The sequence below is a fragment of the Cytobacillus sp. C11.1 genome (genome assembly GCF_058145115.1).
Map to the genome: position 1 here is coordinate 3,620,890 of NZ_CM176935.1, position 19,731 is coordinate 3,640,620.

The 19,731-nt window shown below is 40.2% G+C and carries 17 protein-coding genes and 2 pseudogenes; 15 read left to right on the top strand and 4 right to left on the bottom strand.

Annotated features, from left to right (window positions below; translation table 11 throughout):
• Positions 1-72 precede the first annotated feature (72 nt).
• The 3 genes and pseudogenes from AC3ZVC_RS17990 to AC3ZVC_RS18000 all read left to right on the top strand — a co-directional run.
• Positions 73-1,460 (top strand): annotated as a pseudogene (locus AC3ZVC_RS17990) (molybdopterin oxidoreductase family protein); the annotation flags it as partial.
• 75 nt (positions 1,461-1,535) lie between these two features.
• Entirely contained in the window at positions 1,536-2,150 is a 615-nt protein-coding gene (locus AC3ZVC_RS17995; protein ID WP_490068958.1) for a molybdopterin oxidoreductase family protein, read from the top strand.
• Positions 2,151-2,551: 401 nt separating this feature from the next.
• Entirely contained in the window at positions 2,552-3,508 is a 957-nt protein-coding gene (locus AC3ZVC_RS18000) for a LysM peptidoglycan-binding domain-containing protein (RefSeq protein ID WP_490064570.1), read from the top strand.
• A gap of 46 nt (positions 3,509-3,554) precedes the next feature.
• Here the strand turns inward: AC3ZVC_RS18000 and AC3ZVC_RS18005 are convergent, their stop codons facing one another.
• The gene (locus AC3ZVC_RS18005; protein WP_490064571.1) at positions 3,555-4,334 is read right to left on the bottom strand and encodes a hypothetical protein; all 780 of its coding nucleotides are present in this window, start codon (positions 4,332-4,334) and stop codon (positions 3,555-3,557) included.
• Between the two features lie 162 nt (positions 4,335-4,496).
• Here AC3ZVC_RS18005 and AC3ZVC_RS18010 point away from each other — a divergent pair, with 162 nt between their 5' ends.
• Positions 4,497-4,652 (top strand): hypothetical protein, encoded by a 156-nt coding sequence (locus tag AC3ZVC_RS18010; protein ID WP_214726676.1) that lies wholly within the window; start codon positions 4,497-4,499, stop codon positions 4,650-4,652.
• Between the two features lie 264 nt (positions 4,653-4,916).
• On the top strand, positions 4,917-5,408 hold the full coding sequence (locus AC3ZVC_RS18015) for a hypothetical protein (RefSeq protein ID WP_490064572.1): 492 nt from the start codon (positions 4,917-4,919) through the stop codon (positions 5,406-5,408).
• Positions 5,409-5,519: 111 nt separating this feature from the next.
• On the opposite strand, the gene AC3ZVC_RS18020 is transcribed toward AC3ZVC_RS18015, so the two are convergent.
• Complete coding sequence (locus AC3ZVC_RS18020; protein ID WP_490064573.1) at positions 5,520-6,422, bottom strand: aldo/keto reductase; 903 nt, start codon at positions 6,420-6,422, stop codon at positions 5,520-5,522.
• A gap of 342 nt (positions 6,423-6,764) precedes the next feature.
• Here AC3ZVC_RS18020 and AC3ZVC_RS18025 point away from each other — a divergent pair, with 342 nt between their 5' ends.
• Entirely contained in the window at positions 6,765-6,908 is a 144-nt protein-coding gene (locus tag AC3ZVC_RS18025; protein ID WP_214726679.1) for a hypothetical protein, read from the top strand.
• 31 nt (positions 6,909-6,939) lie between these two features.
• Here the strand turns inward: AC3ZVC_RS18025 and AC3ZVC_RS18030 are convergent, their stop codons facing one another.
• Positions 6,940-7,869, bottom strand: a complete 930-nt coding sequence (locus tag AC3ZVC_RS18030) for a 3'-5' exonuclease (RefSeq protein WP_490064574.1) — start codon at positions 7,867-7,869, stop codon at positions 6,940-6,942.
• Positions 7,870-8,181: 312 nt separating this feature from the next.
• Between AC3ZVC_RS18030 and AC3ZVC_RS18035 the strand changes: the two genes are divergently transcribed.
• The 4 genes from AC3ZVC_RS18035 to AC3ZVC_RS18050 all read left to right on the top strand — a co-directional run bounded on the left by AC3ZVC_RS18035 (position 8,182) and on the right by AC3ZVC_RS18050 (position 12,386).
• Entirely contained in the window at positions 8,182-8,763 is a 582-nt protein-coding gene (locus tag AC3ZVC_RS18035) for a TerD family protein (RefSeq protein WP_490064575.1), read from the top strand.
• A gap of 327 nt (positions 8,764-9,090) precedes the next feature.
• A complete protein-coding gene (locus AC3ZVC_RS18040) occupies positions 9,091-9,669 on the top strand; it encodes a TerD family protein (RefSeq protein ID WP_490064576.1) in 579 nt (192 codons plus the stop codon).
• 407 nt (positions 9,670-10,076) lie between these two features.
• Positions 10,077-10,778: a hypothetical protein gene (locus AC3ZVC_RS18045; protein WP_490064577.1), complete on the top strand. Its 702-nt coding sequence runs from the start codon at positions 10,077-10,079 to the stop codon at positions 10,776-10,778.
• A 333-nt stretch (positions 10,779-11,111) separates the two neighbouring features.
• The gene (locus AC3ZVC_RS18050) at positions 11,112-12,386 is read left to right on the top strand and encodes a LysM peptidoglycan-binding domain-containing protein (protein WP_490064578.1); all 1,275 of its coding nucleotides are present in this window, start codon (positions 11,112-11,114) and stop codon (positions 12,384-12,386) included.
• Here the strand turns inward: AC3ZVC_RS18050 and AC3ZVC_RS18055 are convergent.
• Entirely contained in the window at positions 12,383-12,556 is a 174-nt protein-coding gene (locus tag AC3ZVC_RS18055; protein ID WP_181396072.1) for a hypothetical protein, read from the bottom strand. The genes AC3ZVC_RS18050 and AC3ZVC_RS18055 overlap by 4 nt on opposite strands.
• Positions 12,557-12,776: 220 nt before the next feature.
• Between AC3ZVC_RS18055 and AC3ZVC_RS18060 the strand changes: the two genes are divergently transcribed.
• The 5 genes and pseudogenes from AC3ZVC_RS18060 to AC3ZVC_RS18080 all read left to right on the top strand — a co-directional run bounded on the left by AC3ZVC_RS18060 (position 12,777) and on the right by AC3ZVC_RS18080 (position 19,646).
• Complete coding sequence (locus AC3ZVC_RS18060) at positions 12,777-15,020, top strand: DEAD/DEAH box helicase (protein WP_490064579.1); 2,244 nt, start codon at positions 12,777-12,779, stop codon at positions 15,018-15,020.
• A gap of 488 nt (positions 15,021-15,508) precedes the next feature.
• The gene (locus AC3ZVC_RS18065; RefSeq protein ID WP_490064580.1) at positions 15,509-16,492 is read left to right on the top strand and encodes a ring-cleaving dioxygenase; all 984 of its coding nucleotides are present in this window, start codon (positions 15,509-15,511) and stop codon (positions 16,490-16,492) included.
• Positions 16,493-16,642: 150 nt separating this feature from the next.
• Positions 16,643-18,720: pseudogene (locus AC3ZVC_RS18070) on the top strand (transglycosylase domain-containing protein).
• Between the two features lie 175 nt (positions 18,721-18,895).
• The gene (locus tag AC3ZVC_RS18075; RefSeq protein WP_490064582.1) at positions 18,896-19,090 is read left to right on the top strand and encodes a hypothetical protein; all 195 of its coding nucleotides are present in this window, start codon (positions 18,896-18,898) and stop codon (positions 19,088-19,090) included.
• Between the two features lie 37 nt (positions 19,091-19,127).
• Positions 19,128-19,646 (top strand): HD domain-containing protein, encoded by a 519-nt coding sequence (locus AC3ZVC_RS18080; RefSeq protein WP_490064583.1) that lies wholly within the window; start codon positions 19,128-19,130, stop codon positions 19,644-19,646.
• Positions 19,647-19,731 lie beyond the last annotated feature (85 nt).

Genomic DNA, 19,731 nt, shown 5'->3' on the forward strand with positions numbered 1-19,731 from the left:
TTCAATCCAAATCTAGTGGCTTAGGTTATGGATGTGGATCGTATTGGCAAAGCCGAAAAAGGGGGGTATTTTATGGACACAGCCAAGCCCATTAAAACAGTATGTGGTTATTGTGGTACTGGATGCGGACTTTTGGTTGAAGTAAAAGATAATCAGATAACTAAAATCAGGGGAGATAAAGACGCTCCTGTAAACAAAGGACAAACTTGTGTAAAAGGAGCTTTTGCGTATAAGTATGTCCATTCAAATGACCGGTTAACAACTCCGTTAATCCGCAGGGCAGGTCAGCTTGTCGAATCGACATGGGAGGAAGCATTATCTTTAATCGCAAAAAAACTTACTAACATTAAATCCGATTGGGGTCCTGACGCCATTTCCATGTTTGCATGCGCACGTTCGACAAACGAGTCCAACTACATCACCCAAAAATTCATGAGAGCAGTTATTGGCAGCAACAATATCGACGGCTGCAACCGAACATGACACGCTCCATCCGTCGCCGGTCTGGCGACTGTTTTTGGAAGTGGTTCTCCTACAAATACATTAGATGATTTTGATCAAGCAGAGGTTCTTCTGCTGATGGGCTCCAATACAACTGAAGCACACCCCATCATCGCCAACCGCATGAAAAAGGCTGTAAAAAACGGGCTTAAAATCATTGTGGCTGATCCAAGAAAAATTGATATGGTGAAATTTGCTCACCGTCATCTGCAAATCAATATCGGATCGGATATAGCACTCATCAACTCATTAATCTATACCATCATTAAAGAAGGGCTATTTGACGATGAATTTATTAAAGCCAATACCATCGATTTCGATTTATTAAAAAAGCAGGTAAGCCAATATACGCCGGAGAAAGCTGCTGAAATTACTGGGCTGACATCAGAAGAGATCATTGAAACTGCAAGAGAATATGCAAGTGCCGGCAATAGCATGATTGCCTATACATTAGGAATAACTGAGCATCATTGTGGAGTTAACAACGTTTTCGATATTGCAAATTTGGCTCTTTTAACCGGACATATCGGCAAAAGAGGCAATGGCATCATGCCGCTGAGAGGACAAAATAATGTTCAGGGTGCAGGAGACATGGGGTGCCTGCCTAATTTGCTCCCAGGTTCCAGGAGCCTTGCTGATGAATCATACCGCAGGAGATTTGAGAAAGAATGGGGAGTTTCGATAAATCCTCATGTAGGAAGCACCCAGACACGGACATTTGAAAAGATGGAAAATGGTGAAATAAAGGGTCTCTATATTATAGGAGAAAATCCTTTACTGGCAGATGTACATTTAAACCATACCCGCACTTTATTCAATCAATTAGACTTGCTGGTTGTCCAGGATATTTTTCTTACCGAAACGGCTAAGCTTGCTGACGTTGTACTTCCTGCCAATCATGGGCAGAGTCAGATGGAACCTATACCAATACAGACAGAAGAATCCAAAGAGCGAGAATAGCAGTAAAATCCCATCCTAAAGTGAAGGAAGACTGGGAAATCCTTTGTGAGCTTTCCACGAAAATGGGTTACCCTATGTCTTATGCAAATAGCGAGGAAATATGGGATGAGGTCAGGAGGCTTGCAAAGGAGATGTACGGGGGCATTTCATACAGCAGGCTGGAGAATGAGTATGCCATCCATTATCCTTGCCCAGATGAAAACCACCCGGGCACACTTGTATTGCATCAGCATCTTCATGACAACAAAACTGATTCCAGAAAAGCGCCTTTTGTGCCGGTAGGCTATACTCCTCCCATTGAATTGCCGGATAAAGACTATCCTTTTACATTAACAACAGGCAGAAGATATGAGACCTATAATACGCATACCCAAACCCGCTTTTACGCTGAAGGGGTAAAAATTAAACAGCTTGAAGAAACCTTGGATATTCACCCTGACGATGCAGCAGCTCTTGGAATTAACAATGGAGATACAGTAAATGTGTCCTCTAGAAGAGGGTCACTGGAGGTAAAAGTAAAAATAACTGAACAAGTTGTTCCTGGACTTGTCTTTATGAGCTTCCACTGGCACGAGGTACCAACCAATGTCCTGACAATTAATGAATACGATCCGATTTCCGGTACAGCCGAGTTTAAAGCTTGCGCAGTAAAAATAGATCCTATCAATAAAAAAATTAAATCTAATTAATAGGCTAAGTTTAAGGTCGTTGTTGATAAATGGCATCCTGTTAAGTTGATAAAAAATGTTATTAGCAATGGGCTATTTTTAAAATAGCTCTTTTTTTTCGAAAAAATTGTTTTCCAATTTTAACCTCCACTGTAAACTCACTCCTATCTAGTGAATATCTATACTAAATTCTAGGAATTTCTCTATTTAAGATAGAATTCCTTTTATAACAATGTTTAAGCCATATTAGGAGTAAAAGAAAAAAATTATTCATTAAATAGTCTGATATTTTGATACACTCCTGTTATATTCCTGTTATATCCGTAACGCTTTTATTATCTTTTTGTTCTTTTATAGCAAAAAAACCATGTTATTATTAACCTCGTTAGCTCAAAACAAGCTATACAGGAGGTTTTAACAACATGAAAAAATCCATACTATCTTTTGTAGCCGCTGCTGCAATTACAGGAACGGCAGGCGCAAATGTACAAGCCGAAGAAGTAACAGTTAAAAAGGGAGATACTTTATGGGGATACTCCCAGCAATATAATACACCAGTTGACATGATCAAAGAATGGAACGGTTTATCTTCTCACATTATCCATCCAGAAGACAAACTAGAAGTATATCCGGAAAAGAAATACATAGTATCAAAAGGCGATACTTTATGGGATATTGCAAGAGAACATAATGTAACAGTAGATGCGATCAAGGAATGGAACAACGTAAAATCTGATCTCATTTTTCCAAACGAGGAATTGACTCTTTATCCGAATGCTAAAGCAGTAGAAGCTGCTGCTGTTATGCCAGCTAAAACAGCGGCACCTAAAGTTTTAAATGACAAGCCAGCTGAAATCAAGCCTGCACAGCCGGCTGCAGAGCAAAAACAGCCTGCTGAAAAACCTGCGCAGCAGGTTGAAGAAACAAAGCCGGCTGCTGAGTCAGCTAAACCGGCTGTAGAATCCAAGCCGACTGCTGAAACAGCGAAACCTGCTGCGGAATCTAAACCAGCTGCTGAAACAACCAAGCCTGCAGCTGAATCGGAAGTCTCTGAAAAACCGGCTGAAATTGCAAAAGAAGAAACAGCTCAAAAAGTACTTACTATGGAGGCAACAGCCTACACAGCAAATTGTGAAGGCTGCTCAGGGATCACGGCTACAGGGATTAACCTTAAGGAAAATCCAAATCAAAAGGTAATCTCTGTTGACCCGAATGTTATTCCACTTGGAACAAAAGTCCATGTAGAAGGCTATGGAGAAGCAATTGCAGGGGATACTGGCGGGGCCATCAAAGGAAATAAGATAGATATCTTTATGCCTGCCAAAGAGGACGCCATCAATTTTGGCAGACAAACAGTTAAAGTTACTATTCTTGATTAATAGAATATAAGTAAGGAAGGCTCCAATATTGGCGCCTTCCTTTTCTTTACTTACTAACATCGTTTTTCTTTTCTTTTTCTTCCTGATTAATAAAAAAACTGTGTACTGGTTTTGCCAGCTGTTTTAAGCTTTTTTCAAACCGTTCGGAAAGGTGGGAAGCCCGTTCATAAACAATTGATTTAAGATTATCCAATTGTCTGGTTATTTTTTGGGTTATTGCTTCCTGCTGGTCCAGACGCTCCATTACTGTACTATGAAACATCTCCTGGACATCCAGCTTTTTAGATATCTCTTCTTTTATTTCCTCCTGGGTTTTAAACTTCGCTGAAGCTTCCTCCGAAAAGGCTTCGAACTTATCAAATTTTCTGGAAAGTGCCTGAGTAGCTGCATCCTGGCAGGACACCTGTTCAAGGATTTTCTGGTGGACAGGACTTTCTTTTTCTAATGCTTCCAGGACTGCTTTGTTCATTTCTTCCAAGGAGGTCAATCTCTCAAGCAGCAATTCATGTTCTTTGTCACGATGATTCATAACTTCAAGAAATCGTGCTATAAAATCATCCTGCTTTTCTATCTTGGATACAAGATTCTCAAAATGATCATTATGCCTGCCAGCAGCTTTTTTTACAAGCTTATTCATATCCGTAAAGGATTCTTTTAACTGGGTTTGCATATCTCCGTAATTCTCTGCCAAACGATTATTCATTGATTGCTGCTCTTTTATTACCTCTTGCAGATAATTTAGCCGGTAAGTATTCTGATTTGAAACTCTATCCGATTGACTTAGGAAAAGCTTCGGCTTTCCTTCTTGATTTACAGAAAAGGACATAGAAACACTCCTCATTTTCACGGTCTTTCCTATATGCTATGTCTGGAAGCATTGAATTGGATGGGCAATGCCCCATGAAAGGGCTAATTAATCAGTTTAATGGGTCCTTTTAGCATATAACGGTTTTCACTAGGAAACTTTAAATGTATGAGGAGGGAAGTTATGCTGAAAAAGGATAAGTTAAAGAACGAGCCTACTATTGCACCAGGGATAGACGATGAAGAAGAACTGAACCAAATGGCCTCGGAAGAAGAAGTAGAGAAGGGAGAATATACATCCGTTACTACTTTATCACTTGATGAGGCAGATCCAAGCTGACCCTTGATGTTTCAGGGGTCTTTTTTATTCGGCCTGCAGAAAGCGATCTTATTGTACGTAAATCAACAGTAAAATTTAACAGACTTAAATAAAGTTATATAAAAAAAACAAAAAAGTTTCGACATTCGTAATAAAACTGTTGCAAAAACTCAAAAAAATAGTTAAATTAGTAATTGTCAGTCAATTACCATTGGCGAATTTGTCTGGCTACATAGGGAGTCAACCAAAACTACCTCTAAAACAAAAAGAAGGAGAGGACAAAAAATGAAGAAATTATTAGTTTTACTTTCAGCAGCATTGCTGACGGTCGTTTTAGGAGCATGTTCAAACGAAGAAGCTTCTAAAGGGGAAGAAAACAAAGAGGAAGCTGCAGCTGCCGAAACAGAAACTGCTGATGAGTCCAAAGAAGTACGCTCAGCTCTGCTTAGCTACCAAGGGGAAGTGACGAAGGTAATTCGTAACACAGAAGCAAGCATTACGGCAGAAGATCACGATGCTGCAGAAGTAGCAGCGGCATTTGAGAAGGAAGCAAAAGCAATATCTGTGCCGGAAGAGTTAAGTGATCATGCACAAGATATCGAAGCTTCGGTTGACAGCTTATCTAAATACTATGCTAAAAAGGCTGAACTATTAAAAGCCGGTTCAGAAGACATGGCGGAAGCCGAGCCATTAAAAGAGGAATACATCAATACAATGACGAAAGTTTTCGAAGATGTCGAGCTCTCTGCTCCAGCCTTCAACAGCGTTTTCCAATAAAAGCAAAAAGGATGGTACCCGAAAGTCTTGGGGCCATCCCTTTTTTGTTTTTCTGTTTTCGCAAACTTTGTTGCTATTTAAACTGAGCTTTAATAGTACTCTGCTGCCTTTCTAAGGAATATCATGGCCCATTGAGCTTTGCAGAATCTCAAACCATTGATCTCTGTTAAGATGGTGATTTAAAGCAAGTACGGCTCGTTCAATTCGTTCCTTTTTGCCTGATCCTACAATTGGCATTATGCTTCCTGGGTGATTTAAAAGCCAGGCATAAAGAACTTCATCAATGTCACTTGCACCAATTTCTTCAGCAATCTTTATGAGTGTATTTCTCAAGCGTTCAGATTTTTCACCATCACCACTGAAGATTTTCCCTCCAGCTAAAGGCGACCAGGCCATAGGGGCGATTCTTTTTTCCTGGCAAAGGTTTAATGTGCCATCCTCAAAGTTCTCAAGATGAAAAGCCGAAAGCTCAATTTGATTCGTAATCAATTCGAAATCCAAATAAGACTGCAGCATCGTAAATTGATGGCTTTTAAAATTGGAGACCCCAAAATGCTTCACCTTGCCGGAAGTCCTCAACTCAGTAAAAGCCTCTGCAACTTCCTCAGGATCCATAAACGGGTCAGGCCGATGAATCAACAAGGTATCTATGTATTCTGTTTGCAGGTTTTTCAATGACTTTTCTGCAGACAATATGATATGTTTTTTGCTTGTATTATAGTGATGAGTTTTATTCTCCGGCCGGTTTGGCGACTCAAGCACAATACCGCATTTCGTAATTATCTCCATCCTGTCACGAAGCTCCGGTTTTAGCTGAAGAGCCTTTCCAAAAAGAGCCTCACATGTATAGCTGCCATAAATATCGGCATGGTCGAATGTCGTAATCCCAAGCTCAAGGCAATGTTCAATTAAATCGACAATTTCCTCATCATTATAATTCCAATCAGCTAATCTCCATAACCCATGAATAATCCGTGAAAATGATAAATCCTCTGCCATCTGTACTCGTTCCAAACTGTTCAGCTCCTTGGTTGTTTATTGCATTGTTATTATCTCTGAAATTGATTATAAAACCAAACGAATCGTCTTATTAGAAAGTTATCCTGCGAAGATTAGATTTCTCTGCATATAGATTTTTTTCTCTGCGTATATCCACATTTTCTCTGCATATAAAATTTTTTCTCTGCACATAACAAATTTTCACTGCTTATAGCACGAAGAGGCTATTGGTGCATTTTCCATCCATACAGCACCCATTACATACTTAATAGCAGACAGTCTTATTATTGGAAAGAATATACGCTCATACTTTTTGCGTCTGACGGAAAATTAATGAATAAGAAGGGAGGTTACAGAATGGATAAACTAATCATAAAAATCTTTAATATTCTTTTATTGATCCTGGCTGGCTCCGTTTTAACCCGGAATGGCTATATTAAAAACCAAATGAACTATTGGGCGAGAAGAGCATTTTATAATTTTCTAAGAATGGCTACATAAAAAGGAGGTGACTGTTTTGGTCATCTCCTTTTTATACACATATTTTCTGAAGTGGCTCCACCATTTGTTCATGCAATATCATAATTTTTGAAGTAAAGGAACGGTGCTCTTCATAAGTGAATTGCAGTTCATGATAAAAATCAATTAGTTCTCTAATGCTCGAAATCAGCTCTGCATCAAAGAGCCCGGATCGGTTGAGAAAAATATTTTCATATTTCTCTACAAGCTTTCTTGTTCTTTTAACCAATTTCCAAGCGTCCTTCATCCTTATTGCATCGTTCAGTTCAACAAAAAATTCATGTAAGTCTTTTTGTAAGATTTTTTTGAGTTCCTGGTTGATTATGTCAAAGGATGGAAGTTCGTTGTCCATAAAAATAAATTGCTGCAGCATAATTAAATCAGTTTTTGCATATTGCTCTTCAAAAGCCTGGTAAATTCGAAATGTATTATAAGCATCATACATAGGATGATGCGGCTCTCCAGTAAACCCAAGACCATAAAACGATAATGCCTTTTCCACTGAAGGTGATGTGCGGGCCGCCCTTTTTGTAAAAATAGCCTGAAAATCAACATATCTTTTTGATATTTTTTCAATTGTGGCCTCAGGCAGCTGATGTCTGATTGCGTCAGCCTTTAATCTCAAGAGGTCACTTGTTGACCACGAAAGGAACCGTGTCTTTTTGACGCCCCCAACCCAATAAAGAAACTCTTTGAATACCTCTGTAAAATCATCCGCTCCATTAATATCCGAATCTTTAATTCCAGTCAACTCTTTGCAAAACGCGCTTAAAGGTGATTGGTCCTGAGGACGGATGTACCGGTCAAACCCAGTGATTTTCCCTGTTTCCAGCTCATATTTAACCGCACCCAGGCGGATTGCTTCCATATCTTCAAAGAGCATTCCTTTTTTGCTGCAAAGCATTTCAAAATCAAAGAAAACCAGCTGCTTTAACTCTGCCATTCATCCATCACCCCTTTATCTATTCCAACAAGCTATTATATAGGTAAATCAGTGAATAAGGAAGGAACAAATTTATCCAGTTAACTGGAAATGGTGATTCTCAGGAGAGGCTACAGCAGGTTTTAGAAGCACACAATAAACATTAAGGGATGACTATATCTTTTTCCCCAGCTTTGTACCATATTGGTTTACGATTTCTTTTTAAACGTTTACACTGAAAGAGTACATATTTTGCAATCGCTTTATCCATAAGGCATTGCTTCCTGGATTTGAAGGATCTTTTATTTTTAAATTCGAAAGGATGAATGAACAATGGGTATTTCTTTATCTAAAGGACAAAAGATTGATTTAACAAAAACAAATCCCGGATTGTCGAAGGTTATTGTTGGATTGGGCTGGGATACGAATAAATATGATGGCGGTCTGGACTTTGACCTGGATGCAAGTATATTTTTATTGGATGCAAACGGAAAATGCGCATCTGATAAAGATTTTATTTTCTATAACCAGCTTGAAGGCGGCAATGGTTCAGTCGTACATACAGGCGATAATCGGACAGGGGAAGGAGACGGCGATGACGAGCAGGTTAAGGTAAACCTTGGCGCCGTGCCTGCAACCATCGAAAAGATTTCCTTTGTCATTACAATCCATGATGCTGAAAGCCGCGGACAAAACTTTGGACAGGTTTCAAATGCTTTTGCAAGAATCGTAAACGAAGAAACAAATGAAGAAATTATCCGCTATGATCTTGGGGAAGATTTCTCCATTGAAACTGCTATCGTTGTTGGCGAACTATACCGCCATAATGGCGAATGGAAATTCTCTGCTGTCGGTTCAGGCTACCAGGGCGGACTTGCCCGAATTGCAACTGACTTTGGATTGCAGGTAGGATAAGTTTCCTGTAGCCAGGAAGAGCAGCTGCTTTTCTTGGCTTTTTAAAATAGGGCTGTGTTAATGCTAATTGTTGGTCTTTGCATTTTGTTTATGGAACGCACTAGTTTCTCGAAAATACTTTCGTATTCCTTCGTGTGCAGTTTATTCGAGGGGGCTAATTCAATGTCCTGCGGGAATGATGATACAAGGGAGCCCCAGCAGGCTTGATGCTTCAGGAGTCTCCAGGACCGCCCGCGGTTGGCTGAGTGCCTGGTACGGAAATCAACAGGCAAGGTTTACAGGGCCTTAAATAAATATGTATTTTTCTTTTTTTAAGGAGGGGCTAATTTGGGTATTCAATTATCAAAAGGACAAAGAATTGATCTGACAAAGACCAATCCGGGGTTGACAAAGGCAGTTATCGGATTGGGCTGGGATACAAACAAGTATAGCGGCCGACAAGATTTTGATTTAGATGCTTCTGCATTTCTTGCTGATCAAAATAGCAAATGTGTGAACGACCACGATTTTATTTTTTACAACAACTTGCAGCATCCAAGCGGGGCAGTTGTACATACCGGGGACAACCGGACTGGCGAAGGAGACGGCGATGATGAACAGCTTGTTGTTGATTTCACAAAAATCCCTGCCCATGTTCATCGGATTGGAATAACAGTCACAATTCATGATGCTGAAGTCAGACAGCAGAATTTCGGCCAAGTCTCCAATGCTTTTGTAAGGCTTGTGGATGAATCAAACAATCAGGAATTGCTCCGTTTCGACCTCGGCGAAGACTTTTCCATTGAGACAGCAGTTGTATTTTGCGAATTATACCGCCATGGAAATGACTGGAAATTTAATGCCATCGGAAGTGGTTTCTCTGGCGGGCTAGCCGCCCTTTGCCGTAACTATGGTTTACAGGTGTAATTATACCTAGGTACCTGATTTGATTAGGTGCCTTTTTTTATTGAAAAGATTAAGCGCGTTAACAGGAATATGGCAAAGGCACATAAACAAGAATGCTGCTAAAACCGAAAAAAGGGCTTGCCCACAAACTAATTTATCTCTTCCATGTCACTTTATGCAAAAATCCGCTTACTATTGGAACTAATCAACCTCGTTAGGGTCACCGAATCGAAAAAAGAGCCTGCCATCGGATCTAATCAATCTCTTTAAAGGCACTGAATCGAAAAAAGAGCTCTCCAACGGAACTAATCAACCGCTATAATTCCCCTGAAAGGACAAAACCAAATATTTTGGTTAATACTCCCATACTTAAAACAAAATGAATGGGAACACTAGGTTTGAAAAACCTTGAGAGGAAGGGATGCAGCATGTCACTTGAATGGTTTGACAGGGTAAGCGGTGAATTACAGGATCATTTGGAATCAATTTGCAGTAAATATGATCAGATTGGCCATATGTCTATTGACAGGGGTGCCAAGCATCCCAGAATGGAGTTTTTTATTGAAACAGAGGATAACGAAAGGGAGTATTTTTGTACTCTCTTCTTTGATCCCCATAACGAGGAGTTCTATGTAGAAGACTTTGATTTTGAGCTTGGCCATACATCTAAAACCATGCTTTTTGATATTGAAGACATTATTGATACAGTCCATGAAAGCCTCCATGATTATATGAATGGAGAAGATGACGACTTTTATGAATTTGAAACGGATGAAGAGGACGATGTAGTCTTTGCCTCTGAAGATGATGATTATGTTATTGCGGATGAATATGAAGTCATTGAAGATGACGATGGAGATATTTTTGAGGAAGTAGATGTGGAATGGGAAACACCTGAGGTAACCGCTTTTTACAAAGAAGATGAAGTGGAAGTATCATACCAGTTTGGAGTGGTCCAGGAAACTGGTGATGGAGTGCTTCGACGGGTTAACCGCATTTGGACAGATGATGAAGAAATGATTAAAGATGAAGACCATTTTATCTTCAGTAAAGAAGAAGCGAGCACAATTATCGCCATGATTGCCAGCCATATGGATTCCTTGAGCGGACATGAAGCTGATTATCAGTAATTAAATGCTGAACTTTGTCAGTTCGTCAGCATAAATAAGTTAAAAATACTTAGTAAAGGGAAGTAACTTCCCTTTGATGACACTTATTTATCAATAACTAATTTAAATGGTTACTTACAGACCTTCCAATTACCTAAAAAGAAGTGATCGCTAAAATAGCAGCTCAAAAAGACCGTTAGACAATGCATTCAGTGTAGAAAAGCCTGTTCCCAATGGAATAGGCTTTTCTTTTTTGCAAATAGCTTTCCTAAAGGGATAGCATTCTATCTTTAGTACTATTCGCGCTTGCCTTCGCCATAAACTAATTAAAGGATAGGAAAAAGAGGTGAAAAGATGGGGATTCATGTGATTCAGTCAGGTGATAGCTTATGGGCACTTTCACAAAAATACAATGTTTCCATTCAAAGTATTATAAAGGCAAACGGCCTGGAAAATGCACCAAGAATTATCCCTGGCCTGGCTCTCTATATTCCAGAAGACGGGGCTGTAACCAGGACTTATATGGTTAAGCCGGGGGATACACTTTGGAGAATTGCCCAGCGTTTTCAAACAAGTGTAGATGCAATCCTTTCAGCAAATCCGGGAATAAGACCTGAATGGCTGTATATCGGACAAAAAATTAACATTCCTACTACCGTTAAAATGAGCATGCAAACGCTCGGTTTCATAGTTCCATATTCTTCTGAAGCTTTTATACCCATTTTTAGGCAGACAGCAAAAAACCTGACGTTTATTGCTATATCAGCCTACTCCCTTACAAAGGAAGGTTATGCATATGCAGAACTCGAAGATACGGCTATCGTTGCCGAGAGCAAGAGACTGAATGTTACTCCGCTACTAATGATCCGCAATCTGGCTTATGGAGAATTCAGCGCTGAACTTATTGGCGGAGTACTCGAAAATTCTATTTATAGACGGAACTTAATTTTAAGTTTGATGAATTTCGTTAAACAGAAGGGGTATGGTGGCGTAAGTCTGGATTTTGAATTCATTCCTCCGCCCAGGCGGCAGGACTACAGCTTATTTTTAAGAGAACTAAAAAGTGCAATGGGTTCCCTTATTCTCCATGTCAATGTCCATGCCAAAACAGAGGATATACCAACAAACCGAATTATTGGAGCTTATGATTATAAAGTGATTGGGAGTGCTGCTGATATTGTGGCAATCATGACCATGGATTACGGCTACCCGACTGGTCTCCCAGATCCGGTAGCTCCTGTATGGTGGGTAGAAGAGGTTATAAAATATTCCGTTACCCAAATTAATCCGGAGAAACTGCAAATTGCTCTGCCTTTGTATGGCTATGATTGGAGGACAGCAGACAATTTAACTCGTGCTTATTCTATGCAAGCTATTCAAAACATGGCCTTAAGCTCAGGGGCCATCATTCAGTACGATCGATATGCGGCCTCTCCATGGTTTAAATATTGGAGAGGGGCAGAAGAACATCTAGTCTGGTTCGAAGATATCCGAAGCATCACTGAAAAATATAAGTTAATTGATCAGTATAATCTTATGGGTATGACCTATTGGCAATTGAGTTTGCCTTTCCCTCAAAACTGGTCTTTTGCTGATAAAAATTTTACAATTGTAAAGCCAAGAACTTAAATAATCTCTTTCATTTCCTCTTCAAAGTAAAACATCTTCGGATTCTCTTTGATTGTATATGTGTATTTTTTCATTTTAGCCACATAGCATGATTTGTTGATCGTAACCTTCTCGCCTGTATTAATTAAAATAACGGTATCATTTTGTTCAAATTTATTTCTCCGTTTCAAAAATATCCCTGCTTTCTATACATCAATACTTAAAGTGTTATTAATCCATTATCTCATACTTCTTGGGAATTAACCTCTATTTCTGCTAATTGAAGCTTTTTAACAAATAAACGTGAAAGATGGAAGCGTGCAGCCTCCATCTTTCTTTTGCATATCGGCATGTAAATGATATATTAATCTAATTGAATATTTATATCGAATAAAACAAAGGAAGAGAGATATGACTTCAACACTCACTTACATCAGAGATTGGCAAAAAGCGATCCTGGCTGAAATTATTCATTTAAAAAAATACGGCAGCACCCGTTACTTATTGCTAAATGGGCGATTACTTTCAAAATCGGATTCATTTACTTATTTTTTTGATACACCTTCAACCATCAAAGTTCCAACAGGCTCTTCTGTGAAAATTGAATGGGGCAGCAAGAAGGTTGAGGGCCGTATTCTTTCTTCGGAAGGCAATAATGTAATTCTTGCCTTGGCGGAGAATATTGGGATGGATTTATCTGAGGCCCATTTGCTTCATGACCCTTGGGAGCTATTAGATCAGCTTTACCAGCGCTTAGAAGAAATCAAGGAGAGCAAAAGGAAAAGAGCCAGAATAAAAAAAATGATGGATCCTTCTATGCCAGCCAAACATCCCGCAGATAAAATAAAAACAAGCACACATGAGCTAATTTTACGTTCAAAGTATAATCCGGTAACGTATGTATGGGGACCTCCAGGAACGGGTAAGACCTATACACTTGCCCGTGTGGCTGCCAATAAGTATTTTAAAGGACAAAGCGTACTGATCCTTGCTCATAGCAATCAGGCCATAGATGTATTGATGGCTGAAATCTCAGCTTTTTCAGCAAATAAACGGAAAGTGCCGGACGGAGAATTGCTCAGGTATGGTTCGCAGATTGGGCCCGCTTTATTAAATCATCCTTCACTGACTGCGAACTACCTTTTACAAAAACATCATTCCGAACTTGCTGAAAGGAAAGATTCCTTATTTGAAGAGCGGCGGTTGCTAAAACATGATTTATCCCGTTCTTTCAGCAACAGAGATTCCCATCAGCTGATTGACATCGAAAAGAAACTTTCTGGAATCCTCGAAAAAATCAGGCAGAAAGAACTAGAGTTTATCGAAAGTGCTTCTGTAATAGGAACCACGTTGGCGAAAGCTGCGAGTGATCCGGCTATTTATGAGAAGAATTTTGACCTAGTCATTCTTGATGAAGCCAGCATGGCCTATGTTCCACAGGCAGCCTTTGCAGCCTCTCTAGGGAAAAGAGTCATTATATGCGGCGATTTTAAGCAGCTTCCGCCAATTGCTGCCGCACGCCATAAAATGGCTGAAAAATGGCTGAGAGAAGATATATTTCATCACTCAGGAGTTTCTGATGCAGTGAAGGATGGATATCTGCACCCCCATCTTTTTCTTTTAAAAGAGCAGCGCCGGATGCATCCTGAAATATCTGCTTTTTCCAATAAGCATATTTACCATTCTCTGGTGGGGGACCATCCGGATGTCCTTGCAGCCAGGACCGATATTGCCGCATATACACCTTTTCCCGGCAGAGCCTCCATTCTGCTTAATACTGAGGGTGCAGGGGAATATGGCATTAAAGACGGGCACACCAATTCAAGGATTAATCTGTGGGAGCTGCTGCTGTCATTTCAGCTCATTCACGAGTCCTATTTAGGAGGTAGCCGTTCAATCGGATATGTAACTCCATACCGGGCTCAGGCTGGATTAATGGAACAATTGCTTGGAGAATTGTATGAAAAAGAACTGACAGAAGCGGATATCATTGCTGCAACTGTCCATCGCTTTCAGGGCAGCGAGCGGGAAGTGATGATCTTTGATACGGTTGACTCCTTTCCACATGAAAGAGCTGGAATGCTATTGATCGGGAAAGAAAGCGAGAGGCTTTTAAACGTAGCCATTACAAGGACGAAAGGAAAATTCATCCACATTTGTGACCTGGACTTTATCCAGAAGCATGTATTCAGGAATAAAACATGGCACCGGCTGGCTGACCATCAGCTGGAAAACGGACAGGCAGTCCATCCGGATAAAATAGGCAAATGGATCAAAAATCAGCATGCACGCCTTCAATGGATGCATGCACGGAAAATGGACAGAGTTAAAGAGGATATTCAGTCTGCACAAAGGGAGATCGTTATTTCCCTGCCGGAGCCTAAAAAACTTGGAGAGGCATGGGGCAAAGCGTTTTCTTTAAGACATAAAAGAACAAAGTTAATCCTGCTTGCTCAGAATCCCATACCAGCCATTCAGGCTGACGAAGTAATTCCGCATAGCTTTCCATTTCCATTCTTATTAATTGATGGACAAATATTATGGCTTGGCATGCCTGCAGAGACGCATAAAAAGGCAAAACCTCCGTATGTAGCTGCAAGGCTGGATTCTGTGATTGCAGGCACCTATCTTACTTCACAATTCAAACAGAGATAATAAAAAAGACGCCCATAAGGGCGTCTTTTTATACGTATTGCGGCGACCCGACTGCACTCCACATAGTGCATTGCCAATTAAGGATGTCTGTCGTCTTATGCAATTAGCTCATCGCTTTATTAATATAACATTAATATTTCTTGAACACAAGACTTTTTTACCCTGAGTGCCCTTTATTGCAATCCTTGAGAAGTTCATTCAAAATATAAAAAAAAGGCTGTTTTCGCAAGCTTTGTTGTTTTTTATAGAAGTATTGAGTTCTGCTCCGGGTGGGCGGTGAGCATCCTCAGCGCGCAGGACCTGTAAGGTCTCCACTGTACCGATCCTCCCGCTGAATTTTGAATAATTACCACGCTTAGGAAATGCGAATGCATTTTCGAGGATCTCACACATTTAGCTCCAATCAATCAACCTTATTTATAAAACCTATTTAAAAACAACAATCTTTTAGAAAAGAGCCCTAAAATAAAAGCTGGGGTTGTGATCATTTGAATCTGAAACCACTAAAGGGGCAGCACCATGTATCTGCCATAACAGCAAATGCCCAAAAAAACTATGAGTTTTATACAAAAACACTTGGAATGCGTCTTGTAAAAAAGACAGTGAACCAGGACGACACTTCCATGTACCATTTATTTTATGCGGATGAAAGAGGAAACCCCGGCACTGACTTAACATTTTTCGAGATACCAAATGCTGGCCGTACCTATCGCGGAACTGACAGCATTACCTGTACCTTTTTGCGTGTACCATCAGATGAATCACTGCACTACTGGAATAAAAGGCTAGAAGATATTCGCGTTATCCATGAAGATATCCGTGAAGCAGGCGGAAGGAAGGCACTGTTTTTTGAAGATTTCGAAGGCCAGCGCTTGGCCCTTATTTCCGATCAGAATTATAGAGGGGTAAAAGGGGGACACCCTTGGAGTAAAAGTCCTGTTCCTCAAGAACATGGTATTATAGGGCTTGGACCGGTAATGTTGACAGTCTCCGATTTGGAACCGACAGAAGAAATGCTTATAAAGGTAATGGATTTCCGGAAAAAGGAACAATACACTCTCGAATTCAATGAAGAGAATACAGTACACATCTACGAAACAGGCGAGGGTGGAAACGGGGCAGAGGTCCATATAATTGAACGTCCGGACTTGGGCCAGCAGCGGCCAGGCCGCGGCAGTGTCCACCATGTTGCCTTCCGTGTAGAAGATGAAGAAGAATTGAGGAGATGGGCTCAAAAGCTAAAGGACCAGCGGATCGCGAGTTCTGGATTCGTAGAAAGATATTATTTCAAATCAGTGTATTTCCGTGAACCGAACGGGATTCTGTTTGAGCTAGCAACAGACGGGCCGGGATTTGAAGAAGATGAATCCTTCGAACATTTAGGCGAAAAGCTTGCCCTGCCTCCATACTTTGAAGGTCAGCGGGAACAAATTGAGGCAATAATAAAGCCGCTTAATACAAGTAATCCATAAAATATTTATGAGGGATGAACATGAATGTTCGTCCCTTTCTATATAAAGGAAACCTTTTATCTTGAAACTTTTTATAGAGTTTGTTCGTTTAATATATAATAAGAGGACACTATCAAGTTGAAACTTAACAGAGAATAAGAAGGAGTCACCATGGATAAATATCAAAATTTCAAAGAAGCTTTTGTAAGGTTTTGGCGAAAAAAACATTTAACACAAATACTGCTTCTTTTATTACTGACGATCATTCTTTTGACGATTTTATTTTTCGCATTTCTGGCTGCTACGGCAAACGTTGAGTCCCTTAAAGAAGGTTTAAGGCAATCTACCGTCATATACGATAAAGATGGCGATACTGCCGCAAACTTGGCAGCGAACAGGGCAGAGGGTGCTAATATTGAAGAGCTTCCTGATTATGTCGGCAATGCTGTTGTAGCTATTGAAGATGAACGTTTTTATAAGCATAACGGTTTCGATATTAAAGGAATCGCGCGGGCATTTTTCAGCAATCTATTTGCAGGAAGAATTACCGGCGGAGGCAGTACCATTACACAGCAGCTGGCGAAAAATGCCCTGCTTTCACCTGAGCAAACATATAAACGGAAAGCTGAGGAGCTGTTCCTTGCAGTTGAGATCGAAAAAAATTATAAAAAAGACGAAATCCTGCAAATGTATTTAAATCAGGTGTATTTTGGCAGCGGCGCCTGGGGAATTGAACAGGCAGCGAACAAGTATTTTAGCAAAACACCTCAGGAAATAACCATCAGCGAAAGCGCACTGCTTGCAGGGCTATTGCAATCTCCTTCTGCACTCGACCCATATAATCATTATGAAAGGGCGATGGAAAGAAGGAATGTTGTTCTTGGAAAAATGAAGGAACATAAGATGATCTCCGTGCAGGAGTATGAGAATGCAGTAAATGAACAAATAGAGCTGAAGGAAGGCACAAAGAGTAAGCAGGAAAGGAAATATCCTTACTATGTGGATGCTGTCCTGGATGAAGCAATTAATCAATTCGGCTTAACACAGGAAGAGATTTTCACAAGAGGATATAAAATTTTTACGGAAATGGACCAGAACCTTCAAACAAGCCTGGAAAAAGTATATGATAGAGACTCTATTTTCCCGCCTGGCATGAATGGCGAAATCGTCCAAAGCGGTGCAGTCCTTATGGACCCGCAAACAGGAGGAGTCAGAGGGCTTGTTGGAGGACGTGGGGAACATGTTTTCAGAGGTTTTAACAGGGCCACACATATTAAAGCCCAGCCAGGCTCAACTTTAAAGCCGCTTGCTGTTTACACACCAGCACTGGAGGAAGGCTACTCACCTACATCCATGTTAAAAGATGAACCTGTAACATATGGAGATTACACACCAGCTAATGCTTCTGGCCAATATTCCGGTGAGGTGTCTATGTATAAGGCAGTAGAAGAATCAATCAATGTTCCAGCTGTCTGGCTCCTTAACGAAATTGGATTGGATAAAGGACTTGATGCGCTTGACCGATTTGGGATCCCTCTTGAAAAAGAAGACGAATATTTAGGTATTGCACTCGGCGGAATGAGAAAAGGAATTTCTCCTCTAAAACTTGCAGAGGCGTATTCCACTTTTCCCAATGGCGGAAAAAGGCATGATGCACACTTGATTACTAAAATAGTCGGACCGACAGGAACGATAATTGCTGAACGAGACAAAAAAACTGTTAAGGTGACGAGCAAAACTGTATCAAACCAAATGACTTCCATGCTCCTCAATGTAGTTGAATCAGGCACAGGAAGCGCGACAAAAATTGAAGGAGTCCAGATTGCCGGCAAAACTGGTTCCACCCAGCTCCCATACAATGACATTAACGGAACAAAGGACCAATGGTTCGTGGGCTATACCCCTAACCTGGTAGGAGCAGTTTGGCTTGGATATGACCAAACTGACCGGGAGCATTATTTATCAAAAAGCAGTTCTGAAACGGCTGTACCTGTGTTCAGAGCGATTATGGAAGAAAGCCTGCCATACATGGAAGGTGATGAGTTCTCTACTAAATCTGTAAATGAAAAGCTGGCCAAGAAAGAGTTAACAGAAGAAATAGAGCAGACCATTAAAGAACAGACAGAAAAGATCGAAGGCAAACTTAGAGAGGATTTCCTGTATGGAAAGAAAAATTAAAAGAAGGCAAGCAGGAACTTGAGGAATTCGGTAAATTCCTCAAAGAAAAATGGGACCAATTTAATAATTAATCATAAAAAAGAGAATAGCATCCGCTATTCTCTTTTTTAATTTTCGTTAACCTTTATACTGGAATAATTCGAAAAAACAGTGTAACCTAAGTATTTATAGCAGACCCTAACACTTCGACAGCATTCGCTAGCGAAAAGCTAGCAATTAGATATTAATCGCTAGGAGGATTTTTTAATGAGTGGAGAAACCCGCATACAGCTTAATGTTCGCATATCAAAAGACACATATAATAAGCTGGATGAGATTGTTGAATACTATCAGGAAAACACGAAGCTTGGCAGAATTTATAAAGGCGATGTATTAACCGATATTATCGAAAAATCATATGAAGTAATGAATAAGCAGAAAAAGCTGAATAAAAAATTTTAGCAGATAAATTTTTTATGGGAGTATTGGAGGAATTTTTATGAGGGATGTAAAATTAACGGATATTATACAGCACCGGATTGCCCAAAAATATATAACCCGGTCCGGTATCGCTCATGCAATAGCTGTTTCCTATCATGCTTTCCAGCTTGCCAAGGATCAAGATGAAGATGTCGACTCGGCTGCAAAAGCCGGTTTTATGCATGACATTGGCCATTACACCTGGTACAAAAATGGTAAATGGGATTATGATCTTTACAGGCAAAATGATATTCATGCAATTAAAGGTGCAGAGCGAGCACATAAACTCTTAATTCGTCTTGGAGAAAACCCAGTAAAAGCGAAAGAAATTGCTTTGGCCATTCTCTTTCATACAGATTCTTTTCTGCCAGGCGGAGAGGTTGAGAGAACCCCGCTGCAATCCATTGTCAAATTGGCAGATGAAAAGGATGAAGAACCAGGAGGCGCTCATCATTATCGTGAACTTGATTTTAAAAGGGCGATGAAAAGTCTGCAGATCCTCGATGAAAAAATTGATGAATTTTTGCAGAAAAAATGAAGAATAAACAGGCATTCTGTCTTATTATGCGCTTCCCCAGGAAATCAGTTCATTATTTTCCGAGCCGGCGAAAGAAGGGAAGCGC

What these genes read in the sequence shown, in the direction of transcription:
- AC3ZVC_RS18045 (WP_490064577.1), top strand. Translation starts at nt 10,077, where the DNA reads ATGTCACTTGAATGGTTTGACAGGGTAAGCGGTGAATTACAGGATCAT.
- AC3ZVC_RS18080 (WP_490064583.1), top strand. Translation starts at nt 19,128, where the DNA reads ATGAGGGATGTAAAATTAACGGATATTATACAGCACCGGATTGCCCAA.
- AC3ZVC_RS18015 (WP_490064572.1), top strand. Translation starts at nt 4,917, where the DNA reads ATGAAGAAATTATTAGTTTTACTTTCAGCAGCATTGCTGACGGTCGTT.
- AC3ZVC_RS18025 (WP_214726679.1), top strand. Translation starts at nt 6,765, where the DNA reads ATGGATAAACTAATCATAAAAATCTTTAATATTCTTTTATTGATCCTG.
- AC3ZVC_RS17995 (WP_490068958.1), top strand. Translation starts at nt 1,536, where the DNA reads ATGTCTTATGCAAATAGCGAGGAAATATGGGATGAGGTCAGGAGGCTT.
- AC3ZVC_RS18050 (WP_490064578.1), top strand. Translation starts at nt 11,112, where the DNA reads ATGGGGATTCATGTGATTCAGTCAGGTGATAGCTTATGGGCACTTTCA.
- AC3ZVC_RS18000 (WP_490064570.1), top strand. Translation starts at nt 2,552, where the DNA reads ATGAAAAAATCCATACTATCTTTTGTAGCCGCTGCTGCAATTACAGGA.
- AC3ZVC_RS18060 (WP_490064579.1), top strand. Translation starts at nt 12,777, where the DNA reads ATGACTTCAACACTCACTTACATCAGAGATTGGCAAAAAGCGATCCTG.
- AC3ZVC_RS18030 (WP_490064574.1), bottom strand. Translation starts at nt 7,869, where the DNA reads ATGGCAGAGTTAAAGCAGCTGGTTTTCTTTGATTTTGAAATGCTTTGC.
- AC3ZVC_RS18005 (WP_490064571.1), bottom strand. Translation starts at nt 4,334, where the DNA reads ATGTCCTTTTCTGTAAATCAAGAAGGAAAGCCGAAGCTTTTCCTAAGT.
- AC3ZVC_RS18035 (WP_490064575.1), top strand. Translation starts at nt 8,182, where the DNA reads ATGGGTATTTCTTTATCTAAAGGACAAAAGATTGATTTAACAAAAACA.
- AC3ZVC_RS18010 (WP_214726676.1), top strand. Translation starts at nt 4,497, where the DNA reads ATGCTGAAAAAGGATAAGTTAAAGAACGAGCCTACTATTGCACCAGGG.
- AC3ZVC_RS18075 (WP_490064582.1), top strand. Translation starts at nt 18,896, where the DNA reads ATGAGTGGAGAAACCCGCATACAGCTTAATGTTCGCATATCAAAAGAC.